Here is a 26,089-nt window from a genome sequence, read left to right on the forward strand (position 1 = left end):
ATGGAAACGAATAATGAACAGAAACGCTATGAGAAAGCTCAAAAAAGAGTTAAAGAAATAAAAGGATTTTATAGACATTTATTAGTTTATTCCATAGTGATGATAGCAATAATATATATAAATCTTAGATATACACCTGAAGTTTTATGGTTCATTTGGACAGGTTTAGGCTCTGGAATACCATTACTCTTTCACGGAATAAAAGTTTTTAAAGGCATTCCTTTTTTTACTTCAGATTGGGAAGAAAAAAAAGTTAAAGAGTTTATGGAGCAAGAAAAAATAAATGAAAATAAATATAAATAAGATGAGTTTAGAAGATAGAATACAGCGAAGAATGGAAAGAAGAGGATATAGTGATCCTTCCTCGTCAAACCCAGACGAAATAAAGTATAAAGAAGCAGTAAGACGAGTAAAAAGAATCAAAGGATTTTATACTCATGCTCTGATTTATGTAGTAATTAATACAATGATAGTGATTATCAATGTTCAAAATCTTGGAGAGGGAGAAAGTTATTTTCAATGGCATAATTTTATAACAGCTTTCTTTTGGGGAATTGGTTTATTAGCTCATGGATTATCTGTTTTTTTACCAGGAATGATTTTAGGTAGTGATTGGGAAGAAAGAAAAATTAGAGAATTAATGGAAAAAGAACAATCTAATCGAAGCAAGTGGAAATAGATTGTATTGAATAATGAAAAAATACTTACCAATAATTTTAGCACTTTCAATTGTTAAACTGTTAATTCATCTTATTGGAAATCAAAATTATGGTTTTCATAGAGATGAATTATTACACCTTTCGGTAGGAAAACATTTAGATTGGGGGTTTATGGAGTTTCCACCTTTTATTGCCTTAATTGCTAAGATTTCACATTCTATATTTGGTTACTCCTTATTTGGAATGCGATTGTTTCCCACTTTTGCTGGAATAGGAATTTTGGTTTTATCCTGTTTAATTGCAATTGAAATAGGAGGAAAGAAGAAAACTGTACTTTTAACAGGAGTGTTAATTCTTATATTTAATGCATTTTATAGAAATCACTTATTATTTCAACCAGTTGCTTTTGATCAATTCTTTTGGACATTAAGTTTCTATTATTTAGTTCGATATATAAAGACACATGCTAATAAATATATAGTACTTATTGGAATTAGTTTAGCAATAGGCTTTATGAATAAATATACAATTGCAATCTTATTGATTAGTATTTTTGTTAGTCTAATAGCAACCGAAAGAGAAAAAGTAATAAAAAATAAATGGTTTTATATATCAGGAATCATTTCATTAATTATAGTGTTACCCAATTTAATTTGGCAAATCCAACATGATTTTCCTGTTTTAAAACATTTTCAAAAACTGAATGAAAACCAATTAGACGCTATTGGTAAATTTGATTTTGTTCTAGGGCAAATAGCATCACCATTTACTTTTATTATTGCTTTAATAGGATTATTTGCCTTGTTTTTTGATTCAGAAATAAAAAAGTACAAAAGTATTGGAATTACCTTTATATTGGTGTTCTTTTTACTATGGTTTTTGAAATCGAAAAGCTATTATTTTTATGCAATTTATCCAGTTATGTTTGCTTTTGGAGCGTTTAAAGTGCAAAAAATGTTGAGAAATAAAAATGTTTTATTTTATTCAATTATTTCTTTTTTAGTCTTGATTTCGTTTTATTTTATTCCAAAAGATATACCAGTTTTATCAATTGAAGATTATGTAGCTTATCAAAAAATTCAACCCGAAAAAGATGGAAGATATAAACTAACAAGTGATTATGCAGACATGTTTGGTTGGGATGAGCAAGTAAAGTTAATCGATAGTATTTATACATCTCTACCAAAAGAAGATAAGGAGAAATGTGTTCTTTTAGCCGAAAATTATGGAGAAGCAGGTGCATTGACTATTATTGGAGAAAAATATAATTTACCCAAACCGGTTTGTAGTCATGGAAGTTTTTGGTTATGGGGAACAGGTAAAACTTCAGGTGAAATAGGGATAACTATAGGGCTTGAAAAAGAAGTTGTTGAAAAAGCATTTGAAGATTTTCAATTAGTAAAAATTATTCATCATAAATATGCCATTGATGAAGAAAATAATATATCCGTTTATCTTTGTAAAAAACCTAGAATTAAATTGAAAGATATATGGCCTTCGTTAGAAAGCCATATATTTGATTAATATATATTAGAATGAATATCATTATAATTGAAGACGAAAAACCAGCGGCAAGATTATTGCAACGAAAAGTTGAAAAATTAGGATTGGAAATAAATACTCTTTTGCATTCTGTAGAAGAATCAATAGAATGGTTTCAAAACAATAATCATCCTGATTTGATATTTTTGGACATCCAACTTTCGGATGGATTATCGTTTGAAATTTTTGAGCAAATTGACATCAAAAGTGCAGTCATTTTTACTACTGCTTATGATGAATATGCACTGCGAGCTTTTAAGTTAAATAGCATCGATTATTTGTTAAAACCTATTGACGAAGTTGACTTGGAAATAGCAGTAAATAAGTTCAAAAATCAAGTCCAAAAAAACACGGTTTCAAACTTAGATTTTGAGATGATTAAAAAGATGATTTTAGGAACTGAAACCAAAGAATATAAAAAAAGATTTTCTGTAAAAATCGGTCAACAACTAAAAGTGATTTCTATCGATGAGGTTGAATGTTTTTATAGTGAAAACAAGGGAACTTATTTGCACACTTTTGAAAATCGAAATTATCTTTTAGATACAACTTTAGAGCAAATAGAAGAGGAGTTAAATCCAAAAGATTTTTATCGTGTTAGTCGAAAATTTATTGTTCCCTTGAAAGCAATTAAGGAAATTCAAGTGTATAGTAATTCAAGATTAAAAGTCATTTTACCATCTTATAAAGAGGAAGAAGTTATAGTTTCTAGAGAAAAAGTTTCTGATTTCAAGACGTGGATTGGTTAAAATTTTACGTTCAATTATTTGTTTATGTAATATTATTTAATATATTGAAAATAAATTATTTAAAAACATACTATAAGAATTATCTATAGTGATTTTAAGCTTGAATAAAGCGTTTTCTTATGCCAATAAAAACAAATACCACAAAAGTAAATGCAATAAAAAAAGGAACGATAAATTCAATCAAATTTAAAGGTAACATTATGGCAATAATCAACAATTGAAATCCTAATCCAAAAATAGATAATAAGGTCATAAACCAATTTGGAAACGTTTTTACCTTGTAAGCATCCTTATCTAAAAAGTGAATTATTTTATCAAAAGTTCCATAAACAAGGATGTAAATTTTGAATAAAATATCAACTGATTTTTGACTTTCTCCAGGTAAAGCTTTTGGAGATTTATACTCAAAAATCTTACTTGTTGCATCACCACCAACCGATTTATTTCTCAAAATCACATAGTAATAATTGTATAAAGTACCTTGTAATTGTATGCCAAAAAAGGCTAAAATTGTATACCAAAAAGAAGTATTTGAAACGTAACAAATTGCCATAAAAAACATAAAATTTAAGACAATATCAAAGACACTATCAAGGTATCTTCCAGTGTAAGAAGGAGTGTTTTTTAAACGTGCTAATTCTCCATCAGCTGCATCAATAATTGATTTTAAAATAATGAATAATCCAGCTATAAAATAGTGATGATTTAGGATGCAATAAATCGCAATTATTCCTGAAATTCCAAAAAGTAGTGTAACGTGAATTGGAGTGAATTTGGTGTTTTTCAATTGCAAAGCAAAAGCTTTTCCAAAAGGTCTTCCATAGTCAGAAAAATCAATAAATTTATCTTTTTCGGCAAGTTTAGACATGCAAAATAATCAAAGAAATGCGACAATATAGTCAGATAGTAAATATACTATTTTATTTTGATAAACGATGTAAGACAAAAGTCATTGCTGTTAAAAGCAAAAAAGCCATCAATTGATGTGTTAAACCTAACCACATTGGAACATGGAAAAGTAAGGTAAAAACACCAAGAATAAATTGAAGAAATACAAAACTTAATAATACTTTTAAACCTCTATTTTGAGTAGTGTTTAACTTGATTTGTCTTGCTTTATAATATAAAAAAGCGATTAGAGCTACTACAACATAAGCAAAAGTTCTATGTACAAACTGCACACCACTTTTTCCTTCTACTAAGTTTTTAAATAGAGTAGATTGCTCAATAAAAACACTATCATGAATAAATTGTCCGTCACTCATCAAAGGCCAATGATTGTGGACTAAACCAGCATTTAAACCAGCTACAAATCCACCATAAATAATTTGGATGATTAAAGCTACTAAAGCAATTCTAGCAATTGTTTTTAGAGATTTATAAACTTCATTTTTTTCAGGATAAATCAAATCTAAAGCAACCCAAAGTGTGTAAGCAAAAGTGATAAAGGCAAAAGTCAAATGTAAAGCCAATCTAAAGTGACTTACATCAGGATTGTCAATTAATCCACTTTTAACCATAAACCAACCTAAAAATCCTTGAAAGGCACCCATTGCTAAGAGAATCAAGCATTTTTTAATGGTATGACTGTCTAATTTTTTCTTGATTAAAAAATATAGAAATGGAATGATAAAAACAACACCAATAATTCGTCCAATAAAACGGTGAAACCATTCCCAAAAATAAATGAATTTATAATCTGAAAGTGTAAAATCGTTATGAATATTGATTTTTTGGTATTCGGGAAACTTCTTGTATTCTTCAAAAGCATCAACCCATTTTTCTTCACTCAACGGTGGAAAAGTATCCGTAACCAAATGCCAATCGGTCATGGATAATCCTGAGTTGGTTAAACGAGTAATTCCTCCAACCATTACCATGATGAATAGTAACACACATCCTGAAAGTAACCAAATTATAACGGGTTTGTTGTTTTTCATTTTGATTTTTTACAAAAATAATTCTATAATTTTAAATTCTAAAGCACACAAATGTTAAATCAAAAGTTAAACTTTTTTCAATCCCATTTTTTCTGCTTTTTTCAAAACAAATTCATGAGCAGCTTCATATTCATTAGGAATTTCCCCTTCTAAAATAGCTTCTTTAACGGCTTCTTTTAAAACACCAATTTCTCTTGAAGGCTTTAGATTGAAAATTTCCATAATTTCTTCACCTGAAATTGGAGGTTGAAATTGCCTCACATGATCACGTTCTTCAACTTCAACTATTTTTTGACGTACAATGTCGAAATTATTGTGGTATTTCTTAAACTTATGAGGGTTTTTAGTAGTAATGTCAGCTTCACAAAGTGTCATCAAATTTTCAACATCTTCACCAGCATCAAAAATCAATCGTCGAACAGCTGAATCAGTAACAATATCTTCTGATAAAACTATGGGACGAGAACTCATCATCACCATTTTTTGTACAAACTTCATTTTTTGGTTTTGTGGCATATGTAATCTAATAAAGATTCTCTTTACCATTTTTCCACCTAAAAATTCATGTCCGTGAAAAGTCCAACCGTTCTTTTTACTGAATTTTTTTGTGGGAGCTTTTCCAATGTCGTGTAACAATGCAGCCCAACGCAACCAAACATCATCTGTATTTGGACAAATATTATCCACAACTTCTAACGTGTGATAAAAGTTGTTTTTGTGAGTATGACCTTCAATTTCTTCAACATTATTTAAGGCTGTAAGTTCAGGTAAAATTATATCTAAAAGTCCAGTTTTGTATAAAAGTAAAAATCCTATTGAAGGTTTATCTGTCAAGAGAATTTTATTTAATTCATCTACAATTCGTTCACCAGAAATTATTGAAATTCGTTCTTTGTTTCTAGAAATTGCTTTTAAAGATTCAGCTTCGATTTCAAAATTTAGTTGCGTTGCAAAACGAATCGCTCGCATCATTCGCAAAGGATCATCTGAATAAGTAACATCTGGATTTAAAGGTGTTTTGATTGTTTTTGATTCTAAATCAGTCACACCATTAAATGGATCAACTAAATCACCATAATTGTTTTCATTCAAAGAAAAAGCTAATGCATTTATTGTAAAATCACGTCTTTCTTGGTCATCTTGTAAAGTGCCAATCTCAACTTTAGGATTTCTACTTTCTGTTTGGTAACTCTCTTTTCGAGCACCCACAAATTCGATGTCAGTATCTTTATAACGAAGCATTGCGGTTCCATAGTTTTTAAAAACTTGGACTTTTGGTTTATTAGGAAGTAACTCTGAAACTTTAAGAGCTAAATCAATTCCGCTACCAACAGCAACAACGTCGATATCTTTCTTTAGAGGTCGATTTAAAAGAAAATCACGGACAAAGCCACCAATTACATAAGTTTCAACATTAAGTTCTTGACTTGCCTTTGCAATAATTTTAAAAATTGGGTTATTTAGAGCTTTTGTGTAATTCATATCTAAATTTGAAAATTTGAAAATCATTTTATTTGAAAATTATTTATTCAATCTTCAAATCTTCAAATCTTCAAATTAATATTATTTACGAATAATCTTTACTTGACTATCTAATCCTAATTTTATAATAGTTGAAGGATTTTTGCAAATTTTTTCGTGGTGCAAATTTACTACATAGTCCACACCTTTTATAATTTCTGGGTCAATTTCTTTAAAAGATTTTGGAGTAAACATACCAGAAATATTTGCAGAAGTAGAAACCAAAGGTCTTTTCATACGTTCCATTAGCTTAAAACAAAAGGGTTCTTTTACGATTCTAATGGCTAAAGTATCGTCTTGTGCAACTAAATTTTTGGCAACATTTCGAGGTTTATCCAAAATTAGAGTAGTTGGTTTTTCAGATAAATCTAAAATTTCCCAAGCTACTTCTGGTATATCTTTAAAAACATTGTAAACCATTTTTTCAGAATTCATTAAGCAAATCATACTCTTACTTTCCTCGCGTCTTTTGAGAGCATAGATTTTGGCAACAGCTTCTTCGTTGGTTGCATCACAGCCAATTCCCCAAACAGTGTCTGTTGGGTATAAAATTATTCCACCTTCTTTGATTACTTCGTAAGCTTTTTGTATTTCTGTGTTCATTGATTATAGTATGTTGTGAAATAAATTTATAAGTTTAACTTTGACTTAAATTAAATACAAAGATAATAGTAATGAATCTAAAAAAAAACATAGAAAAATTTAAGCAATTGTTTTTTGAAAAATTTAAATTGAATAAAGAAATTCATGTTTTTTGGTGGTCACCAAATAGAGAAGATGGATTAGAAAATTATGGTGATATTTTAAATTATTATTTGGTTTCAAAACTGTCAAATAAAAAAATAATTCATCTTGAAGATACTACTGAAAATGAATACAATAAATATTTAAGTCATTATTTTGTTGTAGGTAGTATTTTACAGTTTGTAAATTCAAACTCTAGGGTTTGGGGTAGTGGAATAATTTCAAGTAATGAGGATGTTGAAAACTGTAAGGTTTTTGCAGTAAGAGGACCAAGAACAAGAAAAAGATTGCTTGAATTGAATATTAAAACACCTGAAGTTTATGGTGATCCTGCTATTCTTGTTCCAAATCTGATTAAAGAAAATACTATTAAAAAATATGAATTAGGTATAATTCCTCATTATGTTGATTTTGAGTATGTAGAAAATATTTTTAGGAATGATAACAATATCAAAGTAATAAAATTATTGACATCTAATATTGAAGAAACAACAAAAGAAATTACATTATGTAAAAAAATTATTTCCTCTTCTTTACATGGAGTTGTTGTTCCACAAGCTTACAATATTCCCTCTCTTTGGGTTAAATTTTCCGATAAATTGCATGGTGATGATGTTAAATTTTTTGATTATTTTGAATCTTTAGGAATAGAATATAAAGAAATTATATACCTTAAAGAACATGAAGTCAATTATGACTATTTAATTAATTTATTTCTGAATAATAATAAAATTACCTTGCCAGAAAGAAAGCTTTTAAAGTATAGAAAAAAGGAATTGATTAAAAATTGTCCTTTTATAGCTAAGAAAGTTAAGAAGAAATTATTAAAAGATATTAAAAATGAATGAGATTATGATAAGTATTATTATACCAACATATAACCAAGTTGAATATATAGTTTCCACCTTAGAATCAGTGAGTAAACAAAGCTATGAAAAATGGGAATGTTTAATTATTGATGATGGTTCTAATGATAATACTGAAGAAGTTATACACCAGATAATTAAAAATGATTCACGTTTTAAATATTTTAAAAAATCAAATGGTGGTGCAAGTTCTGCCAGAAATTATGGTATTAATATAGCAAAAGGAGAATATATACAGTTTTTAGATTCTGATGATTGTCTTCATGAAGATAAACTAATTAAAAGTATTGATGCATTTAAAGAAAATAAAACTTCTGATATTATAATTTCAAACTTTAATATGTTCAATGATTCAATTTATAATCTTTTGCCACCCTATTGTAGCTTAGAAAACAAAGTGTTTGATTTTAATTCGATTCTTTTAGATTGGGATGTTACTTATACAATTCCATTACATTGTGCGATGTTTAAAAAAACCTTATTCAAAGAAGTTAGGTTTGATGAGTCAATTCAATCTAAAGAAGATTGGATTATGTGGGTTACAATCTTTCAAAATGGAGCAAGAGCTACCTTTCTAAATCAATCATTGGCATTTTACAGGTATAACAATAATGGAAATCATACCAATGATGATGATAACTTTATTAAGGCAAATATGATTGTTTATAAGTTAATCACTGAAGAAAGTAAAATTAAACTATTTGAAAAAAACTTAAAAGATTTAAAAGATAAATTAGCTGTTTTAAAAAAATGTCAAAGCGATTACGAGTACTTAGATTCAGAAAACCATAATTTACATGAAAAATTAAAAACTAGTACAGTAAAAAAAGTTTATAAAAAGCTAAAGAATTTTTTTAAATAATTTTTGCTTAGAAAGATTAATTAAAGACATTTATTTTTTTTGCTAACAAGCTATCTGATATTATTTCAGTAAACTCAAAACTTAAGTGATTACTATCATAAGTCATTGGAGCATTTTGAGCTGTAAAAATAACACAATCTTTGATGTTGTTTGAACTGTTTTTACATAATAAATCTTTTTTACTAATATACCTGTAAAGTCCTTTAGATTTAAGTTTTAGTTCATTTTCAAATAAGGCTAAACTTTTAACATCATCATTAGTTAAGCTTTTAGCTAAATTGGGATGGTTAACTAAATCATCATTTAGAATTATATAATTACCAAAAACAATAATTTGAGCATCAGTTTTCTTTTTTAACTCTTTGATATAATTAACTAAATTGTCAGGTTTATACCAATCAAACATAACATTGATAACAATATATTCATAACCTGATAAATCTAATGTTATAATTTTATCCATTAAAGCATAACAATTGTTTTTTATTTCAACTGGGTGGTTGTCAATTAATCCTAAATCTGATTTAATCATTGGTGGGCAACCTCCTTCTGTTAACATTCTAAAATCATAATTTGGATAAGCAAGTTTTAAGAAATTAAGTGCATCTGGTGCATGACTGTCTCCAAGTATTAAAACTTGTTCTTTATGATTTGTTTTTTCTAAAGCTATATCATTTAAAAACGGCTCATTACAAAATTTAAACCTCAATTGTTTTCCTTCTTCAATTTGTTTTAAGCTATAATTAGTTGTGTTTTTAGTATTGAAAATTAATGAGCCAAATTTAAGTATTAATAAATTGACTGTTAATATCATTGCTATTGTTGCAACAATATAAATAATTGTTTTTGAGTTTTTTGAGTTTTTTTTGGTTTCTCTAAAAGGAGTTTCAACAAACTTATAAATAAGGAATCCTATAAAGGTTGAAGCAATAAATAAAATTGATTGGTCTATTAAATCTAATTCTGGAGCATATAAGAACTTATAAAATACTATAAATGGCCAATGAATTAGATATAATGAATAGGAAATTTTACCAAACCATCTTATAAGTTGGTTGTTATAAATTAAACTTACATATTTTGATTGTCCAGTATTGTGAATTAAAATAGCAGAAAAAAGGCAAGGTAATAAAGCATTAACACCAGGAAAATCTACATTGTTATTATAAAAATAGCTAAGAAAAATTAATCCAACAATACTAATAAAAGAGAGTATTTCTTTAACAAATAATTTAAATTCAAATTTCTTTACCCAGAATAGTAAGGTTCCCATAAGAAATTCGAAAACTCGAAACGGTGTTAAGAAAAATGCAGCAGAACTATTAATGGTTAAATAATACTCACAGTAAATTAAACTAATAATGCCAATAGCAGTTAATACTAAAATCCTATAAATGTTCTTCTTAATTTTTAAAGTAAAAAATAATAGAAAAGGCCAAATTAAATAGAATTGTTCTTCAACAGACAGCGACCATGTATGAAGTAATGGTTTTAAATGAGCACCTGAATCAAAATAACCAGATTCATTGAAAAAGAATATATTTGAAAAAGATAATATTGATGCAGTTGCTGATTTTAAAGATTTTTCTAATAAATGTAAAGGAAAAATAAAATATCCCATTATCATAGTCAAGACTACCACAAATAGCATTGCAGGCATCAACCTTTTCATTCTTCTCAGATAAAAATCTTTAAACGAAAAGGTATTACTATCAATTTTATTAATTAGTATTGTGCTAATTAAGTAACCACTAATTACAAAAAAAACATCAACACCTATATATCCTCCTTTGAAAAATGAATTGTCAAGGTGAAATAGTAAAACTAATAAAACAGCAATTCCACGTAGTCCATCAATATGTGGAAAATATTTTTTTTGCGACATTTATTTGTATTTAGTTTTTTATGTTTTAAATCTAATTATTGGCAATGAAATTAAAAATTTTCATGAATTACATCATTTACTTTTTCAACAGAAAAAGGATACAAGCTTTTTTCTGAATTTAGAGAAAGTTTATTCCAAATGACTTCATCAGTGTATAATTTTAGAATTGAATTAGCAAAATCTGTAGGTTGATCTGCAATTAAAACATTTTCTTCATCTTTTAAAAACATTCCTTCTGCTCCAATGGTAGTTGTTACAACAGGTAGGTAGTATTCAAAAGCTTGTCCAATTTTTCCTTTAACACCAGCTCCAATTAATAATGGAGCCACCATTAATTTTGCATTATTAAATAGTGGTTCAATATCAGAAACAAAACCATGGAAAATGAATCTTTCATCAGTAATATTTTTAACAACAGTGTTTATATTACCAATAATATTTACTTTCATTTTTGGATATGATTTCCACACAATTGGCATTATATTATTGTATAAAAAATGAATAGCATCAACGTTTGGATGATGTGTTGAACCTATGAAAAGAATGTCATTTCTGCGGTCAAACGGATTTATTTCATTTTGCTTTACTTTAGGATAATGAATATTAGATATTGTAATTAGTTGTTTTTCATCACAAAATGTTTTCATAAATTCTTTTTCATCATCAGAAATAGTAATTGTATAATCAGATACTTTTGCGGCTTCTAGTTCTATTTTTTTGTAGGCTAAATAGTTTTTAAAATTACTTTTATCCTCTTTGTTGATTTCAGATGCTCTTTTAAATCTTAAATGATGAATGTCAACCATATCATATATGAATTTTGCATTTGAAAAAAGAGGCTTTATTTTTTCATAATAATTTTTAAAACTATTTGGACCATAAATCCAAACATAGTTGGCATTTGCACAATATTTAGAAATGAAATATTTATAATCTTTGTATTGTAAATGTTCATAAAAAATATTAATTCCCATTCTTTGATAAACTTCTAAATAGGCTTGCCAAATGAATATGTCTTTGGAAACAAAAGCTACATTGTATCCTTTTTCAACAAATACATTCATAATTTCTTTCAATCTATTTGAGCCTGAATCTCTATCAAATTCTGGAACAGTATCATTTATAAATAAAATAGATTTATTATTGTTAATCTCTAAAATTCTATCTTCAACACATTCAGCCTGAATACTATTTATTTGTTGATTCCATTTGTCATAAAACTTTTTTTGATTCGTTTTAAATAAAATTTCTTTTCTATTATTACTTTCTTGGTTTTGTTTAGACTTATCGTTGTATGTAATTCCATTAAAATGTAAAACCTTTGAGAAAGGAGTATAGTAAATATTTTTATTTTGATTGTATTTCAAATCAAAACATAAATCAGTTTCCTCAAAATAAGCTGGGGCAAATTGTTCATCAAAAAGGTTTATATCTCCATTGTCTTTGTGTTTTTTAAACAATAAACTACAACCTGAACAATAATCCACTTTTCTAATGTAATTGACTTCTGGATAAAAAGGTTTTCTATTTCTTACAATTTGATGAATAGTAAAATCTTTCATAAAAACACAACCAGCTTCTTGTAATGTTTGATCAGGATTTAATAACATAGAACCAACAGCACCAACATTCTTATGGTTCTCAAATACGTAAAAAAGTTCATCTAGGAAGTTTTCATAAACTTCTGTGTCATTATTTAATAAATAAATATACTCACCTTTTGAAGCGTTTATTCCTTTATTAATATTTTTTAAAAAGCCTAAATTGATTTCATTTTTAATAATATTAATTCCAGAAGCATTTGTGAAATCATATTTTTCTGAACTATTATCGTCAATTAATATAATTTCATATGGATAATTATCCGTTAAATTTTTATGTAAATATTGAAGACAATTCCAAGTATAAATTTCTTGATTATAAAATGGAATGATTATAGAAACTTTTGGATTTTCAGAACTTTTAAAGGAGATAGGTGATCTATCAATACTCTTAAGTTCTTTAGGTTGTATGTTTTTTAGTTTATCTTCAAGTTGTTTAACTTTTCTTCTTCTTCTAAAAAAAAGGCTTATTTTTTTTTTCAACTTCATAACTATATTTTTATTAATGTTTCTTTTAAAATTTCCCTAGAAAATGGTTTTAAACTATCTTCTGAATGGCTTTGAAGTTTTAGCCAAAGTTCTTTATTTTCATAAAGGCTGATTATTTCATTAGCAAAATCTTCAGCATTATCAGCTATTAAGGCATTTTCGTTGTGTTTTAAAAACATTCCTTCAGCACCAATTTTTGTAGTAACTAAAGGTAAATAATATTCAAAAGATTGCCCAATTTTTCCTTTAACACCAGCACCATATCGCAAAGGAGCAATCATAAATTTTGCAGAATTAAAGAATGATTCAATTTCTGGAACATAGCCATGAAAGACCATGTTTGGATGATTAATATCGGTAATTTCTTTATCTAAATTACCAATAATATCTACTTTTAGATTAGGAATTTTTTCCCAAACTAATGGCATTATTTTTTCATTTAAAAAATGTAAAGCATCAATGTTTGGAGTATGAGCTGAACCAATAAACAAAACATTTTTTCTGTTTTCAAAAGAAAGTGTTTTTTGTAAATCAATTTTTGGATAGTGAATGTTAGAAATGGTGATAATTTTATTTTTGTCTATATAAGACGACATTATCTCTTTCTCTTGTTCAGATATAGCAATAATTAAATCCGTTTTTTTTGCTAAATTAGTTTCAATTTTAAAATATTTTTTATATCTCTTTCTGAGTGAAATTCTTTTTGGGTCTAATTCAATTGCTCTTTTATATCTTAAAAAGTGAATGTCTACCATATCATAGATTGTCTTTGATTTTGGTACTATTTTAATGAAATTTTTAAAATGTTTTTTTAAGGAATTTGGACCATAAAACCAAACATAATCAATATTAAAGCTTGATTTCAAAAAAGAAATTGTTTTCTTTTTATTTTTTAATTCGGAAAATAATATAACGTTTTGATCTTTAAAAAAGCGCGTATAATTTTCGTCATCATCAGATGTATTATAGCATAAAATACAATTATAATTTATTTCTAAATAAGCAAGAATGATTTCTTTTAATCTATTAGATCCAGAATCTCTATCAAAAGTAGGGATTGAACCTGAGATAATTATAACAGTTTTTTGACTTGGGTTATATTTTTCACTGTTTTCAAGTGAGTTAAAATCAAAATGAGTTTCTTTATTAAAAAGCTTTTTAAAAAGATTCATAAAAAAATTATTTATTGTTTTGCTTATGTTTTAATGAATCTGTTAACCTTCCTCCTCTAAATAAGATTTTAAATAAATACCAATATTCAGGTTTTCTAATGCTCTTTAAAAAATACTTTACTTGTAAAAATAATAATATAATTCTATAGTTAATATACCCATAATGTTTCCTTATAACATACAACAACGAAACTTTTAATTCTGTTTTGATTTCAATTGATTTCGGAGTACTCGCACCATGAAAATGTATAAATTTAGCTTCTGGAATTAAATATGCGTATTTTTTAATTTTTGCTAAACGAAGACATAAATCAGTTTCTTCCTGATATAAGAAAATATTAGTATCAAAACCTCCAACATTCCAAAAATCTTCTGATTTTACCACCATAAAACTTCCAGAAACAAATTGACCACGTTTAGGTGCAGTATACTCAACTTTTCTGTTTGGGTATTTATTAGGATTTAAGCTTTCTAAAAAATAGCGTCCAAATAATTCCTTCATTGGAGATGAAAAATGATCTAAAGTTGGCAATAACTTTCCATTTTCTTTATAGCTTTGAGGTCCACAAATTCCATATTCTTCATTCTCCTTCATTTCGTTGATAATGATTGAAAAACAATCGTTTAGAAGTAAAGAATCATTATTTACGAATGCATAATATGTAGCATCAGAAAATTGACAACCTATCATGTTTCCTCCACCAAAACCTACATTTATATGGTTTTTTAAAAAAGAAATTTTTGGGTTGTTTAATTCATTTATATAACTTTCAAGTTTGTTGACATCTTCTTTCTTTGAATGATTGTCAACAATCTTTATGTTATAATTTAAATTTTTAGAAGTGTGCTCAAAAATGCTTTCTATACATTTAATGGTATAGTTACTAGTATTATAATTAATAATAACAATAGTTAAATCTAGCATTTTTTGTTTGTTTTTTGTTTAATTCTCTTTTGTAACTGCAATTTATTTTATATATTTTTACAAAAAATTATCGTAGGCAAAGTAACAAATAATTTTATGAAAATACTACATATATCTGGTGCAAAAGGTTGGGGAGGAAATGAGCAACAGATTATCTATATAGTGCCACAGCTAAACGAATTAAATGTAGAAAATATTGTTTATGGTATAAATAATTCCGTTTTGCAAGACGAATGTAATAAAGTTAATATTCCATTTGTTAGTTGTAAAAAAAGAAAACTCAACAAGTATTCTAATTATAAGCATTTAGCCACAACTATTAAACATCATAAGCCTGACATTGTTCATTTGCACACAAGTGATTCCTTAATGTTTTTTTTAATGTCAAACTTGATTTATAGATTTAATGTAAAATTAGTTTTTTCAAAAAAAGGAGTTGGTGTAAGTGGTAGTATTTTAAGTAAACTTAAATATAATAGTAAGCGACTAGACTCTATTATTTGTGTTTCAAAGATGGTTCAAGATTCTTTTGGACAAACATTAAATAAAATGACATTAAGTAAAACAGTAGTAATAAATGATAGTGTTTCCTTAAATATTTTAAATGAATCAAGTAAAATAAGTATTAGAAAATTATATAATATTCCTAATGAAAAGTTTATTGTTGGAAATATTGCCAATCATACAAATGCTAAAGATTTATTTACTTTAATTGATGTTTTAGCTGAATTAAAACACAATTTAAAAAGAGATGACATTGTTTTTATTCAAGTAGGTGAATTTTCAAAAAAAACAGATACTCTAAAACAATATGCTATTGAAAAAAAAGTCTTTAAGGATATTGTTTTTATGGATAAAATTAAAAATGCATCATCTCTGAACAGTCAGTTTGATTGTTTTTTATTGACTTCTCAGCGTGAAGGTGGTCCAACATCTTTATTAGAAGCTATGTTGATTGGTGTTCCAGTGGTTTCCACTAAAGTTGGTGTTGTATCGGATATTATAATTGATGGTGAAAATGGATTCATTTCAGAAATAAAAGACAGTAAATCTTTAGCAGAAAAAACGGTTCAATTACTTGATAATAGAGATTTACAAAATAAATTCTCTGAAAAAGGGAAGGCAATAATGAGAGAACAATTCACAGCAAAATACATTGCTCAAAAAACCTTAGAAGAATATCAAAAATTAGTAGCTGTAAGTTAATTATAAATACTGATTTATTCCTTTTTCAATAAAAGTTATCTTCTTTTCTGTAGTTTCTTTTTCAATAGCATTATTGATTTCAAGATTGTTTTTATCTTGTTCTTTATGATAAATATGATAAGCAATAGCTGTCTGTTTCAATCTTTTTCCTTTGATGCCAATATTGTGTAACCGTTGAATCATTTCTGAATCATCAATTCCCCAACCCACTAATCCTTCATTAAAACCGTTGATTTTAATAAAATCTTCTTTCCAAAATGACATGTTGCAACCTCTCAATTTTCTTGAACGTTCTTCGTGAGTTTTAGCAAATCTCATAAATAATGGAAATCGAACAGTTCTTGTTCTTTTTTTAATTCCATTCGCAAAAAAACCAAAGTTGATTATTTTTTTATCAAAAATAGTTTTCAAAATATCTTTTTGAATATTTACTCTTGAACCAAATAAATAAAGTCCTTTTTCAGCATAAGTCAAATGATCTTTAACAAAATCTTTGTGCATGATAATGTCACCATCAATTTCAATGATGTAATCATATTTGGCTTTAGCTATTGCCTTATTCATGATTTTTGGCTTCTGATTTCCATTGTCTTCATGCCAAATATGAATCAACGGAACAGGAAAATCTGCTTGAAATTTTTCAATCAATTTTGTAGTTTCTTCTCTTGAACCATCATCAGCAATTAATACTTCATCGGGCAAAATGCTTTGATTTTTTATACTTAACAATAAAAGTTCTAAAGCTTCGGGCCAATTATAAGTTGGAGTTACAAGGGATGATTTTGGTAATAAACTCATTTTTTGATTTATTTTTTGGTAAAAATACCTAAAATATTGGTTTAATTAAATTGTATGCATAATTTTGAAAAAAAAATAATGGTGTACAAACTAAACGATGCCTTTTTAGAGAAGAAAAAACAAATTGAAAATTTTATCAAGAATTTCGACAATTCAGGTAAAATTTTCATAAAAGGAAACAGAAATACCATTAAACTTTTTGAATTAGATAACTTGACTTTAAATATTAAATCTTTTAAAGAACCAAACATAATCAATAAAATTGCTTACAGATATTTTAGAAAATCTAAAGCAAAACGTTCGTTTGAATATGCCAATTTTCTTTTAGAAAATAACATTGGAACACCAAAACCAGTTGCTTATTTTGAAAATACTTCATTTCTTGGATTGAAAGATAGTTATTACGTAAGTGAACATTTGCAATGTGATTTAACGTATCGTGAATTGGTGGAAACGGATTATCCTGATGCGGAAAATATTTTACGTCAGTTTACGCAATTCACGTTTTCCATGCATGAAAAGGGAATTGAATTTTTAGATCATTCACCAGGAAATACCTTGATTATCAAAAGACCAGAAGGGAAATATGATTTTTATTTGGTAGATTTAAATAGAATGAAATTTCATAACAAAATGGATTTTGAAACTCGTATGAAAAACTTATCTAAAATTACTCCAAAAGAAGATATGGTTGCCATTATGAGTAGCGAATATGCTAAACTTTCTGAAATTGATGAGGCTAAAGTTTTTGCAACCATGTGGAATCTTACCAAAGATTTTCAATATCGTTTTTACCGAAAAAAAAGGATAAAAAAGAGGTTAAAGTTTTGGAAAAAATAGTAATTTTCCAATCTTAATAGTTTTCATGAAGGTATCCGTAATTATTACTACTTACAATTCAGAAGAATGGCTATCAAAAGTTCTCGAAGGTTATTGTAATCAAACCGAGAATGATTTTGAAGTTGTTGTTGCTGATGATGGTTCTACTTCAAAAACTAAAGATGTTATAGATTCTTTTCAAAGTAAATTTAAATTTCCAATTGTACATGTTTGGCAAGAAGATAATGGTTTTCAAAAATGTAAAATTCTAAACAAAGCCATTCTCAAAACTAATTCAGATTATTTATTATTTACAGATGGAGATTGCATTCCAAGAAAAGATTTTGTGCAGCAACATTTAAAATTTCAGGAAAAAGGATATTTTCTTTCTGGTGGTTATTTCAAATTGCCCATGGAAACTTCAAATACTATTTCATTCGAAGATATTAAATTGCAAAACTGTTTTTCAACTTCGTGGTTAATCAAAAATGGAGTAAAAAAGAGTTTTAAGTTGACAAAACTGACTCACAACAAATTCTTTGCTATTTTCATGAATTGGATTACTCCAACCAAGAAAACCTTTAACGGTCACAACACTTCTTGTTTTAAAAGTGATTTAATTGCAGTAAATGGTTTCAACGAAGAAATGCAATATGGTGGTTTAGACAGAGAAGTAGGTGAACGTTTATTTAATTTTGGAATTTTGGCAAAACAAATTCGTTATCAAGCTATTTGTTTGCATTTAGATCACAAAAGAGGTTATGCCACCAAAGAAACTTGGGAGAAAAACTTTGCTATTAGAGCTTACAATAAAAAGCATAATATAACTGCTATTGAAAAGGGAATTTCTCAGTATTTATAGTTAACGTTTGTCATCCTGAACTTGTTTCAGGAACTTATTAAAGATAAACATGATGCTGAATCGAGTTCAGCATGACAAGAATTAACCAATCTCTTTGAAAAACTCATCCAATTTCTCTTTAATCAATTCAATTGGATATTCTTCAAAGTATTTAAACGTATGTTCTTTGATGAATTTTTCATCATGTTCCGCATAAATTTCAGGTTTCAAATCTTTTAAATGAATGGAGATGTTCTTTTCATCTTCAAAAATCTGCCAAGTTTCCTTATCCACACTTGGAGAAAATAAAGAAAATGTTGGAACAAATAATGCTTTTGCCATATTTACAGAACCACCTTCATTGCCAATCAAAGCATTGCATTGTGATAATAATCCTAAAAATTCACGAAGACTTTTTCCATAAATGTCAAAGAAAATGGATTTTTGTGTTTTTTCATTACATAAATTATAAAGTTTTAAAGCATCTTCTTTTTGGTTTGGAATATAATTGAATAATAATGAAGCATTTGTTTTTTCAACCGTGTAATCTAACAATTCAGCCATTTTTTCTAAAGGATAGGTTTTGTACCACTCACTTCCCAAAATGCCAATCATAAATAAAGGTTTGTTTTGTGGAATGTTAGCTTCTAAAATAGTTTTTTTGGCAGCTTCAATTTCTGAATTGGAAAGAAAAATTTTGGATTTAAAATCAGTGATTTCTTCTTTGATTAAAGGTTTTAACAAAGCTAATCTGTTTTCAATGGCTAAACCATAATTACTTTTTGTACCATTTGGTAATCGTTTGATGTTGTGATTATAAAATATTTTTGAATAGCCTTTCTCATAGGATATTTTATAATTTGCACCAGAAAAAAAGGTAATTAAATTGGTTTCTAATTTACTGTAGGCATCAATAACCACATCATATTTCTGACTTCTAATTTTAAAAATGAATTTAAATAACGAAAGATAGTTTTTTCTAACTTTTTGTTCTAAAACTATTATGTTAGAAATCGCTTTGTTTTCTTTTAAAACATCCACACAATTGGCATAGCACATATAATCAATTGTTGCATTTGGGTAATGATCTTTAAGACTATTGGCTAATATTGAACTGGTTAAAACATCTCCAATTCGTTTTTGTTGTATGATTAAAATTTTCATTTTTCTAAATTAAAGTGCTAAAGTACATAAGTAAACTGAAAGTTAAAAACTTTAAATAAAAACAGTATTTTTGTGCTTATAAAATTCAAAATATGGCAATCAGCGGTTTAGTTATTACATTTAATGAAGAAAAAAACATTGGAAAATGCATCGATGCTTTGTTCAAAGTATGTGATGAAGTTATCATTGTTGATTCATTGAGTAAAGATAAAACGGTTGAAATAGCTGAATCCAAAGGAGCAAAAGTTATATCTCAACCTTTTTTAGGTGATGGACCACAACGAACTCACGGTTTACCTTATTGCAAAAATGACTGGATTTTAAATTTGGATGCAGATGAATTTTTAGATAAAGATGCTGAAAAATTCATTTTAGATGAAAAATATTTAATTGGGAATTATGATGCTTTTTCGTTTCGAGTAAAGAATTTTTTAGGTGATGAATTAATCGATTTTTCGGGTTGGTATCCAGATCATAAAGTTCGTTTTTTTAATAAAAAATCCGCAAAGCCATCTGAAGCAAAAGTGCATCAATCAATTGTAGCGACTAACGAAAAACGTATTTCAGTTCATATTTTACATTATGGTTGGGATTCATTCGAACAAATTGTTGCAAAGAAAAATCAATATTCAACTTGGCATGCCCAACAACTTTTTGAACAAGGAAAAAGAGTAGGAGCAGCCAAACCTGTAATTAATGGATTAACAGCTTTTATAAGATGTTATTTCTTAAAAAAAGGAATTTTCAATGGAATTGATGGAATTACAATTGCGTTAATTCAAGGTTTCTTTTCACACATGAAATATGCGAAATTGCTAAAATTACAACGTCAAGAAAAATTAATGAACCGTTAATTGGTTATTGATTATCCTTTCATTAAACGATTGTACATAAGCTTTTATAAAACGTTCCATAGTTGCAGCTTTTTCTTTTTCTGTGGAAATTAAATTGGTTTTCATCAATTCATCGTTTTTAAAATTATACAAAGCCAAAGCTTTTTTACCATCAAATGCCAAATAATAGTCACCTTGAATATAATGGTAAATATTGTCTAAATAGTAAACCACAAAATCTTTTTCTGATTGATAAGACTTTCCAAAAGTTATCATATTGGTTTTGATATGCAATAAATCAATTAGTGAAGGCATTATATCAATTTGTTGCACATTTCTATAACTTATACCACCAAAAGTTGGATTTCCTGGATTATAAAATAAAATAGGAATTCTAAATTTTCCAACATTTGTTTTGAACTTTTCTTCCGTTGGTTCAGAAGAAGTATGATCTGCAGTAATTACAAAAATGGTGTTTTGAAACCAATCTTGTTGACTAGCTGTTTTAAAGAATTGTTTCAAAGCATAATCAGAGTAAGCTATGCTTTCTTGAATTTTAGTTGTTCCTTTTGGAAATTTTCCTTTATATTTTTCTGGAATTTTATAAGGATTATGAGAAGAAATACTAAAAATAGATGTAAAAAAGGGCTGTTTGAAACTCGACATTTTTCGGCAATAAAACTGAAAAAATTCTTCGTCAAAAATACCCCATTTCCCATCAAAAGCTTCAGGGCCATCGTATTCGTTTTTACCATAATAAGTATCAAAACCAGCTACTTTGCAATATTGATCAAAGTTTTGACTTCCATTAAATGCTCCATGAAAAAAAGAAGTATTGTAACCGTTGTCTTTTAAAATTTTGGGTAAACCATAAATTTCATTAATTGAATAACTTGAAGTAATTAAGGATGAACTCATCAAACTTGGAATACTTGAAAGTGTTGAAGGAACAGCATCAATTGATAATTTTCCATTAGCAAAACCATTTTCAAAAAACAACGATTTTGTAATTAAAGAATCTAAAAAAGGAGTCTGTCCACGTTGAATATTTTCTCTTCCAAAACTCTCTAAAATGATTACAACAACATTTTGTTTAGTTTGTCTTTCTGAAGGATTTGTTGCAACAACTGGATTGAAAATTGAATTTAATTCAGCCTCTGCAAAATATTTAGGAGATTCAAGAGTTTCTTTTTTACCGATAGTTTTTAGAATGCAAAAAGGAGTATTTAATACCAAAGCAGAATGACTTATTGAACCATAATTTACTGCATCAACAACTTTTAAAGGTTTTTTTTGGAAACCACCGCGACCTAATAAAAATACAAATCCAATTAAAAATAGGAAAAGACCGATTTGTTTAACCACTAAATAGTTGACTTTTTCTTCAGAAAATACAAGTTTAATATTTGGAATTGTTTTCCAAAATGCAAAAGCTAAAACAAGAGCAATAACAGGTAAAAACCAAAATTCAGTTAAAAAAGAAAGAATTAAACCTCCAATTTCATTTTCCATTCCAGAGGCAGTTATCATTCCAAACGAACTTCTTCTTCCGGTGAATTTATAATATTCAAAATCTACAAAATTGGTCAAAATAAAAACCAAATTCACCACATAAAATGCGATTTTCAAGCCTTTTTGATAACCTGATTTATATTTAAATTTTCCAGGGATAAAATGTAGAATTGCAAAGATGATATTGATGTAAGCTATGGCAGATAGGTCAAAATGTAAACCACCTAAAAATGTTTTTAATGTCAATCCGTTAAACGCGTTTCTATTAAAAAACAAAAATAAAAGACGACACAATTGATAGATTATAACTATCAATAAAAAGCGTTTAAAAAACAGAATTATACTTTGAAAGTAATTTCTCATGGATGAAATATTTCGGCAAATGTATGAAATGCTAAAATATTTACAATTTATTTACTTTGAAAATAAAAATTCCAAATTCCAATCTCGATTAAATTGGAATTTGGAATTTTATAAATTGGATTTTATTTTTAAACTGCTACATCATATTCGCGTAAAGCATCATTCAATGAAGTTTTTAAATCCGTTGATGGTTTACGTTTTCCAATGATTAATGCACAAGGCACTTGATAGTCACCAGCTGCAAATTTCTTAGTATAACTTCCTGGAATCACTACACATCTTGCAGGGACAACTCCTTTATATTCAATAGGTTCATCACCAGTAACATCTATAATTTTTGTAGAACCAGTCAAAACAACGTTTGCACCCAAAACAGCTTCCTTTTCTACACGAACACCTTCAACCACAATACATCTTGAACCAATAAAAGCACCATCTTCAATGATTACTGGAGCAGCTTGTAATGGTTCTAAAACACCACCAATTCCAACACCACCAGAAAGATGTACATTTTTACCAATTTGAGCACAACTTCCCACAGTTGCCCATGTATCAACCATAGTACCTTCGTCTACATAAGCACCAATATTTACATAACTTGGCATCATAATTACACCTTTAGAAATATAAGCACCATAACGAGCCACAGCTGGAGGAACCACACGAATGCCTTTTTCAGCATAATTGCGTTTTAATTCCATTTTATCGTGATATTCAAAAATACCTGTTTCCCAAGTTTCCATTTTTTGAATTGGGAAATACATAACTACTGCTTTTTTAACCCATTCGTTAACTTGCCAACCGTTATTAGATGGTTCAGCTACTCTAAGTTTTCCGTTATCTAATAATTCAATAACTTCTCTAATGGCATTTGTAGTTTCAGTTTCTTGTAATAAAGCACGGTTTTCCCAAGCTTGTTCTATAATTGTTTGTAAGTTTTGCATGGTTTAAAATTTTCACAAAGATAGTATTTTATAAACTTTTGGAATTATTTTTGATTGTTTAATAATTGATTAATTTTACAAAATATTGTTAAAAATAAATACCACAAATATGAAAAAGAGTATAGTTCTTGCCTTAATGATAACTTTAAGTTTTGCTTCGTGTAAGAAAGAAGCAGAAAAGGATAATGACGAAGTAGCAGTTGATTCAACAGCTGTTGAAATGGTTTCAGATGACCACAATGCTATGAATAGTTTAGATTATCAAGGAACCTATGTTGGAAGTTTGCCTTGTGCAGATTGTGAGTCGATAGAAACTACTTTAATTTTAACAGACGACAGTTACATTAAGGAAACTATTTATAAAGGAAAGTCAAAAGAGATTTTTAATGAAAGCGGAAATATTGAATGGAATAAAGAAGGAAATACAATAACTTTAGTTGGATTAAATGCTCCTAATCAATATTTTGTTGGTGAAAATGTTCTATTTCATTTAGATGTAAATGGAAAAAAAATTGAAGGTGATTTGGCTTCCAAATATCAATTGAAAAAAGAATTAAAATCAGTTGATAAAATAACCTTGAAAAATTCTAAATGGAAATTGATTAAGCTTAACGGCAAAGATGTTGAAAATTCGAATCAAGATAAACTGAAAGGAATAACTTTTAATCCAGATGGAAGAATGACCGCTTTTGCAGGATGTAATAGTATGGGTGGAGATTATGAAATAAATGAAGAGATGAACAAAATTAAATTTTCGAAAGTATTCTCAACTGAAATGGCTTGTGTAGATATGACAACTGAAAAAGAGTTAGCAAAGGTTTTAGAAATTGCGGATAACTATTATTACGATGGAAATTTATTAAAGTTAAACAAAGGAAAAATGGCTACTTTAGCAGAGTTTGTTATTATTAAATAAAGAATATGCCTAGAATTCTCTCCATAGATTACGGAATTAAACGAACAGGAATTGCAGTTACTGATGAAATGCAAATCATTGCTTCAGGATTAACAACAGTTCCTTCTGAAACTTTGATTACTTTTTTGAAAGATTACTTTTCCAAAGAAAAGGTAGAAAAAGTCATTATAGGTGAGCCTAAACAAATGAATGGAACTCCATCAGAAAGTGCTGCCATAATTGAAAAGTTTATTAAGACCTTCACTATGACTTTTCCAACAATGCCTTTGGATAGAGTAGACGAGCGATTTACTTCAAAAATGGCTTTTCAAACAATGATTGATAGTGGTTTAAAGAAAAAACAACGTCAAAATAAAGCTTTAATTGATGAAATTGCCGCTACAATTATGTTGCAAGATTATATGAACAGAAAATAGGTAATTGGTAAAGGGTTATGGGTAATTGGTTTAAACGGTTTAACAAATAAATTAATTAACTTTTTATACTCAAATCAAAATACTATTTTTGCACCCTATTTGAATTCTGAATTCAAAACTCTAAATTTCAAAAAAATGATATTACCTATATATGGCTACGGTGAAGCCGTTTTAAGAAAAAAATGCGAAGAGATTTCTAAAGATTATCCAAATCTTAAAGAAATAATTGCCAATATGTATGAAACCATGAACAACGCTCATGGTGTTGGATTAGCAGCACCACAAGTTGGAATGCCAATTCGTATTTTTATTGTTGACACGGAACCTTTTGCTGATAGTGATGATGTGTCTAAAGAAGAAGCTGCACAATTAAAAAAATTCAAACAAACTTTTATCAACGCAAAAATTCTTAAAGAAGAGGGAACAAAATGGATTTTTAACGAAGGATGTTTGAGTATTCCAGATGTTAGAGAGGATGTTTTGCGTCATGATACTATTACAATTGAATATTTTGATGAGGATTTCAATAAGAAAACTGAAGTTTACAATGGTTTAATTGCTCGTGTAATTCAGCACGAATATGACCATATCGAAGGAATTTTGTTTACGGATCATGTATCTTCTTTAAAAAAGAAATTGATTTCAAAAAAGCTAAAAAACATTATGGAAGGCAAAGCTTTTCCTGATTATAGAATGAAATTTTTCAGCAAAAAAGGAAGATAATTTTAGTGTTCAATTTTCGGTTACGAATGTTCAGTAAAAAAAGTTAAACTTTACACTTTCAACTTTGAACTTTCGACTTTAAAATATATATTTGCCACCCATTAATTATAAAAAAGAATGAGTTTACAAAAAATATTAGCTATTTCTGGAAAGCCAGGTTTATATGAATTAAAAGTTCAAACAAGAACAGGATTCGTTGCTGAATCGTTATTAGACGGAAAAAAAATCACAGTAGGTTTAAGAGCAAACGTAAGTTTACTTTCAGAAATTGCTGTTTATACATACAACGAAGAAGTTCGTTTAGCAGAAGTTTTAAAAGCAATTGCTGAAAAAGAAAACGAAGGACCAGCTATTTCTCACAAGGAAGATGATGCTAAATTAAAAGCTTATTTCAGAGAAGTGTTACCAGAGTTTGATGAAGATAGAGTTTATACTTCTGATATCAAAAAAGTATTGAATTGGTACAACTTATTACAACCAAAAGGTTTAGTAACAATTGAAGCTTTAACAGAAAAAGAGCCAGAAACAGAAAAACAAGAAGAAGCTTCAGAATAAGTTTTACTTGAATAAATATATAAAAAAGTCCAAATGAACGTTTG

Annotated in this window: 26 protein-coding genes; 14 read left to right on the forward strand and 12 right to left on the reverse strand. The window is 27.7% G+C overall.

The window, feature by feature from the left end; genetic code table 11:
• Genes ACFO3U_RS06850 through ACFO3U_RS06865 form a run of 4 tightly spaced genes read left to right on the forward strand, consistent with a single transcriptional unit; the run spans position 1 to position 2,950 of the window.
• On the forward strand, positions 1 to 303 hold the full coding sequence (locus tag ACFO3U_RS06850; RefSeq protein ID WP_379739654.1) for a 2TM domain-containing protein: 303 nt from the start codon (positions 1 to 3) through the stop codon (positions 301 to 303).
• Positions 284 to 679: a 2TM domain-containing protein gene (locus tag ACFO3U_RS06855; RefSeq protein ID WP_379739657.1), complete on the forward strand. Its 396-nt coding sequence runs from the start codon at positions 284 to 286 to the stop codon at positions 677 to 679. The genes ACFO3U_RS06850 and ACFO3U_RS06855 overlap by 20 nt, the downstream gene beginning before the upstream one ends.
• A gap of 13 nt (positions 680 to 692) precedes the next feature.
• Positions 693 to 2,183, forward strand: a complete 1,491-nt coding sequence (locus ACFO3U_RS06860) for an ArnT family glycosyltransferase (RefSeq protein WP_379739659.1) — start codon at positions 693 to 695, stop codon at positions 2,181 to 2,183.
• A gap of 11 nt (positions 2,184 to 2,194) precedes the next feature.
• Complete coding sequence (locus tag ACFO3U_RS06865; protein WP_379739662.1) at positions 2,195 to 2,950, forward strand: LytR/AlgR family response regulator transcription factor; 756 nt, start codon at positions 2,195 to 2,197, stop codon at positions 2,948 to 2,950.
• A gap of 94 nt (positions 2,951 to 3,044) precedes the next feature.
• Here the strand turns inward: ACFO3U_RS06865 and ACFO3U_RS06870 are convergent, their stop codons facing one another.
• The 4 genes from ACFO3U_RS06870 to ACFO3U_RS06885 form a co-directional block, all read right to left on the reverse strand.
• Complete coding sequence (locus ACFO3U_RS06870) at positions 3,045 to 3,818, reverse strand: CDP-alcohol phosphatidyltransferase family protein (RefSeq protein ID WP_379739665.1); 774 nt, start codon at positions 3,816 to 3,818, stop codon at positions 3,045 to 3,047.
• 52 nt (positions 3,819 to 3,870) lie between these two features.
• The gene (locus ACFO3U_RS06875) at positions 3,871 to 4,890 is read right to left on the reverse strand and encodes a COX15/CtaA family protein (RefSeq protein ID WP_379739668.1); all 1,020 of its coding nucleotides are present in this window, start codon (positions 4,888 to 4,890) and stop codon (positions 3,871 to 3,873) included.
• A gap of 66 nt (positions 4,891 to 4,956) precedes the next feature.
• Positions 4,957 to 6,372, reverse strand: coding sequence for a CCA tRNA nucleotidyltransferase (locus ACFO3U_RS06880; protein WP_379739911.1), 1,416 nt, complete (start codon positions 6,370 to 6,372; stop codon positions 4,957 to 4,959).
• Positions 6,373 to 6,453: 81 nt separating this feature from the next.
• Complete coding sequence (locus ACFO3U_RS06885) at positions 6,454 to 7,014, reverse strand: L-threonylcarbamoyladenylate synthase (RefSeq protein ID WP_379739671.1); 561 nt, start codon at positions 7,012 to 7,014, stop codon at positions 6,454 to 6,456.
• 71 nt (positions 7,015 to 7,085) lie between these two features.
• Here ACFO3U_RS06885 and ACFO3U_RS06890 point away from each other — a divergent pair, with 71 nt between their 5' ends.
• Together ACFO3U_RS06890 and ACFO3U_RS06895 are read left to right on the forward strand one after the other, a co-directional pair.
• Positions 7,086 to 8,003, forward strand: a complete 918-nt coding sequence (locus ACFO3U_RS06890; protein ID WP_379739674.1) for a polysaccharide pyruvyl transferase family protein — start codon at positions 7,086 to 7,088, stop codon at positions 8,001 to 8,003.
• Positions 7,996 to 8,883, forward strand: coding sequence for a glycosyltransferase family 2 protein (locus tag ACFO3U_RS06895; protein WP_379739677.1), 888 nt, complete (start codon positions 7,996 to 7,998; stop codon positions 8,881 to 8,883). The genes ACFO3U_RS06890 and ACFO3U_RS06895 overlap by 8 nt, the downstream gene beginning before the upstream one ends.
• A gap of 16 nt (positions 8,884 to 8,899) precedes the next feature.
• On the opposite strand, the gene ACFO3U_RS06900 is transcribed toward ACFO3U_RS06895, so the two are convergent.
• From ACFO3U_RS06900 to ACFO3U_RS06915, 4 genes are read right to left on the reverse strand one after another with little or no spacing between them, the layout of a single operon-like run.
• A complete protein-coding gene (locus ACFO3U_RS06900; RefSeq protein ID WP_379739680.1) occupies positions 8,900 to 10,768 on the reverse strand; it encodes an acyltransferase family protein in 1,869 nt (622 codons plus the stop codon).
• A gap of 50 nt (positions 10,769 to 10,818) precedes the next feature.
• On the reverse strand, positions 10,819 to 12,858 hold the full coding sequence (locus ACFO3U_RS06905) for a glycosyltransferase (RefSeq protein WP_379739683.1): 2,040 nt from the start codon (positions 12,856 to 12,858) through the stop codon (positions 10,819 to 10,821).
• A gap of 2 nt (positions 12,859 to 12,860) precedes the next feature.
• Positions 12,861 to 14,030 carry a glycosyltransferase gene (locus ACFO3U_RS06910; protein WP_379739686.1) on the reverse strand — a complete coding sequence of 390 codons (1,170 nt, stop codon included), beginning with the start codon at positions 14,028 to 14,030 and terminating at the stop codon, positions 12,861 to 12,863.
• Positions 14,031 to 14,037: 7 nt separating this feature from the next.
• Positions 14,038 to 14,955: a glycosyltransferase family 2 protein gene (locus tag ACFO3U_RS06915; protein ID WP_379739689.1), complete on the reverse strand. Its 918-nt coding sequence runs from the start codon at positions 14,953 to 14,955 to the stop codon at positions 14,038 to 14,040.
• Between the two features lie 96 nt (positions 14,956 to 15,051).
• Here ACFO3U_RS06915 and ACFO3U_RS06920 point away from each other — a divergent pair, with 96 nt between their 5' ends.
• Positions 15,052 to 16,161, forward strand: coding sequence for a glycosyltransferase family 4 protein (locus tag ACFO3U_RS06920; RefSeq protein WP_379739692.1), 1,110 nt, complete (start codon positions 15,052 to 15,054; stop codon positions 16,159 to 16,161).
• Here the strand turns inward: ACFO3U_RS06920 and ACFO3U_RS06925 are convergent, their stop codons facing one another.
• Positions 16,162 to 16,959, reverse strand: coding sequence for a glycosyltransferase family 2 protein (locus ACFO3U_RS06925; RefSeq protein ID WP_379739695.1), 798 nt, complete (start codon positions 16,957 to 16,959; stop codon positions 16,162 to 16,164).
• Between the two features lie 54 nt (positions 16,960 to 17,013).
• Between ACFO3U_RS06925 and ACFO3U_RS06930 the strand changes: the two genes are divergently transcribed.
• Together ACFO3U_RS06930 and ACFO3U_RS06935 are read left to right on the forward strand one after the other, a co-directional pair.
• Positions 17,014 to 17,799: a Kdo domain containing protein gene (locus tag ACFO3U_RS06930; protein WP_379739698.1), complete on the forward strand. Its 786-nt coding sequence runs from the start codon at positions 17,014 to 17,016 to the stop codon at positions 17,797 to 17,799.
• 25 nt (positions 17,800 to 17,824) lie between these two features.
• The gene (locus ACFO3U_RS06935) at positions 17,825 to 18,640 is read left to right on the forward strand and encodes a glycosyltransferase (protein ID WP_379739701.1); all 816 of its coding nucleotides are present in this window, start codon (positions 17,825 to 17,827) and stop codon (positions 18,638 to 18,640) included.
• An 81-nt stretch (positions 18,641 to 18,721) separates the two neighbouring features.
• Here the strand turns inward: ACFO3U_RS06935 and ACFO3U_RS06940 are convergent, their stop codons facing one another.
• Positions 18,722 to 19,783, reverse strand: coding sequence for a glycosyltransferase family 9 protein (locus tag ACFO3U_RS06940; RefSeq protein ID WP_379739705.1), 1,062 nt, complete (start codon positions 19,781 to 19,783; stop codon positions 18,722 to 18,724).
• A 92-nt stretch (positions 19,784 to 19,875) separates the two neighbouring features.
• Here ACFO3U_RS06940 and ACFO3U_RS06945 point away from each other — a divergent pair, with 92 nt between their 5' ends.
• Positions 19,876 to 20,637, forward strand: coding sequence for a glycosyltransferase family 2 protein (locus ACFO3U_RS06945; protein ID WP_379739708.1), 762 nt, complete (start codon positions 19,876 to 19,878; stop codon positions 20,635 to 20,637).
• Here ACFO3U_RS06945 and ACFO3U_RS06950 read toward each other — a convergent pair.
• Both ACFO3U_RS06950 and ACFO3U_RS06955 read right to left on the reverse strand, forming a co-directional pair.
• Complete coding sequence (locus ACFO3U_RS06950) at positions 20,623 to 22,443, reverse strand: LTA synthase family protein (protein WP_379739711.1); 1,821 nt, start codon at positions 22,441 to 22,443, stop codon at positions 20,623 to 20,625. The genes ACFO3U_RS06945 and ACFO3U_RS06950 overlap by 15 nt on opposite strands.
• A gap of 176 nt (positions 22,444 to 22,619) precedes the next feature.
• Positions 22,620 to 23,435: a 2,3,4,5-tetrahydropyridine-2,6-dicarboxylate N-succinyltransferase gene (locus tag ACFO3U_RS06955; RefSeq protein WP_379739714.1), complete on the reverse strand. Its 816-nt coding sequence runs from the start codon at positions 23,433 to 23,435 to the stop codon at positions 22,620 to 22,622.
• Between the two features lie 109 nt (positions 23,436 to 23,544).
• Between ACFO3U_RS06955 and ACFO3U_RS06960 the strand changes: the two genes are divergently transcribed.
• The 4 genes from ACFO3U_RS06960 (at position 23,545) to ACFO3U_RS06975 (ending at position 26,045) form a co-directional block, all read left to right on the forward strand.
• The gene (locus ACFO3U_RS06960) at positions 23,545 to 24,351 is read left to right on the forward strand and encodes a copper resistance protein NlpE N-terminal domain-containing protein (RefSeq protein WP_379739717.1); all 807 of its coding nucleotides are present in this window, start codon (positions 23,545 to 23,547) and stop codon (positions 24,349 to 24,351) included.
• Positions 24,352 to 24,356: 5 nt separating this feature from the next.
• Positions 24,357 to 24,767, forward strand: coding sequence for a Holliday junction resolvase RuvX (gene ruvX, locus ACFO3U_RS06965; RefSeq protein WP_379739720.1), 411 nt, complete (start codon positions 24,357 to 24,359; stop codon positions 24,765 to 24,767).
• 135 nt (positions 24,768 to 24,902) lie between these two features.
• Positions 24,903 to 25,490: a peptide deformylase gene (gene def / locus ACFO3U_RS06970; RefSeq protein ID WP_379739723.1), complete on the forward strand. Its 588-nt coding sequence runs from the start codon at positions 24,903 to 24,905 to the stop codon at positions 25,488 to 25,490.
• Positions 25,491 to 25,607: 117 nt separating this feature from the next.
• Positions 25,608 to 26,045, forward strand: coding sequence for a DUF5606 family protein (locus tag ACFO3U_RS06975; RefSeq protein WP_379739727.1), 438 nt, complete (start codon positions 25,608 to 25,610; stop codon positions 26,043 to 26,045).
• The last annotated feature ends 44 nt before the right edge of the window (positions 26,046 to 26,089 follow it).

The organism is Flavobacterium ponti (assembly GCF_042652765.1).
In the GTDB taxonomy this organism is placed as follows: Bacteria; Bacteroidota; Bacteroidia; order Flavobacteriales; family Flavobacteriaceae; genus Flavobacterium; species Flavobacterium ponti.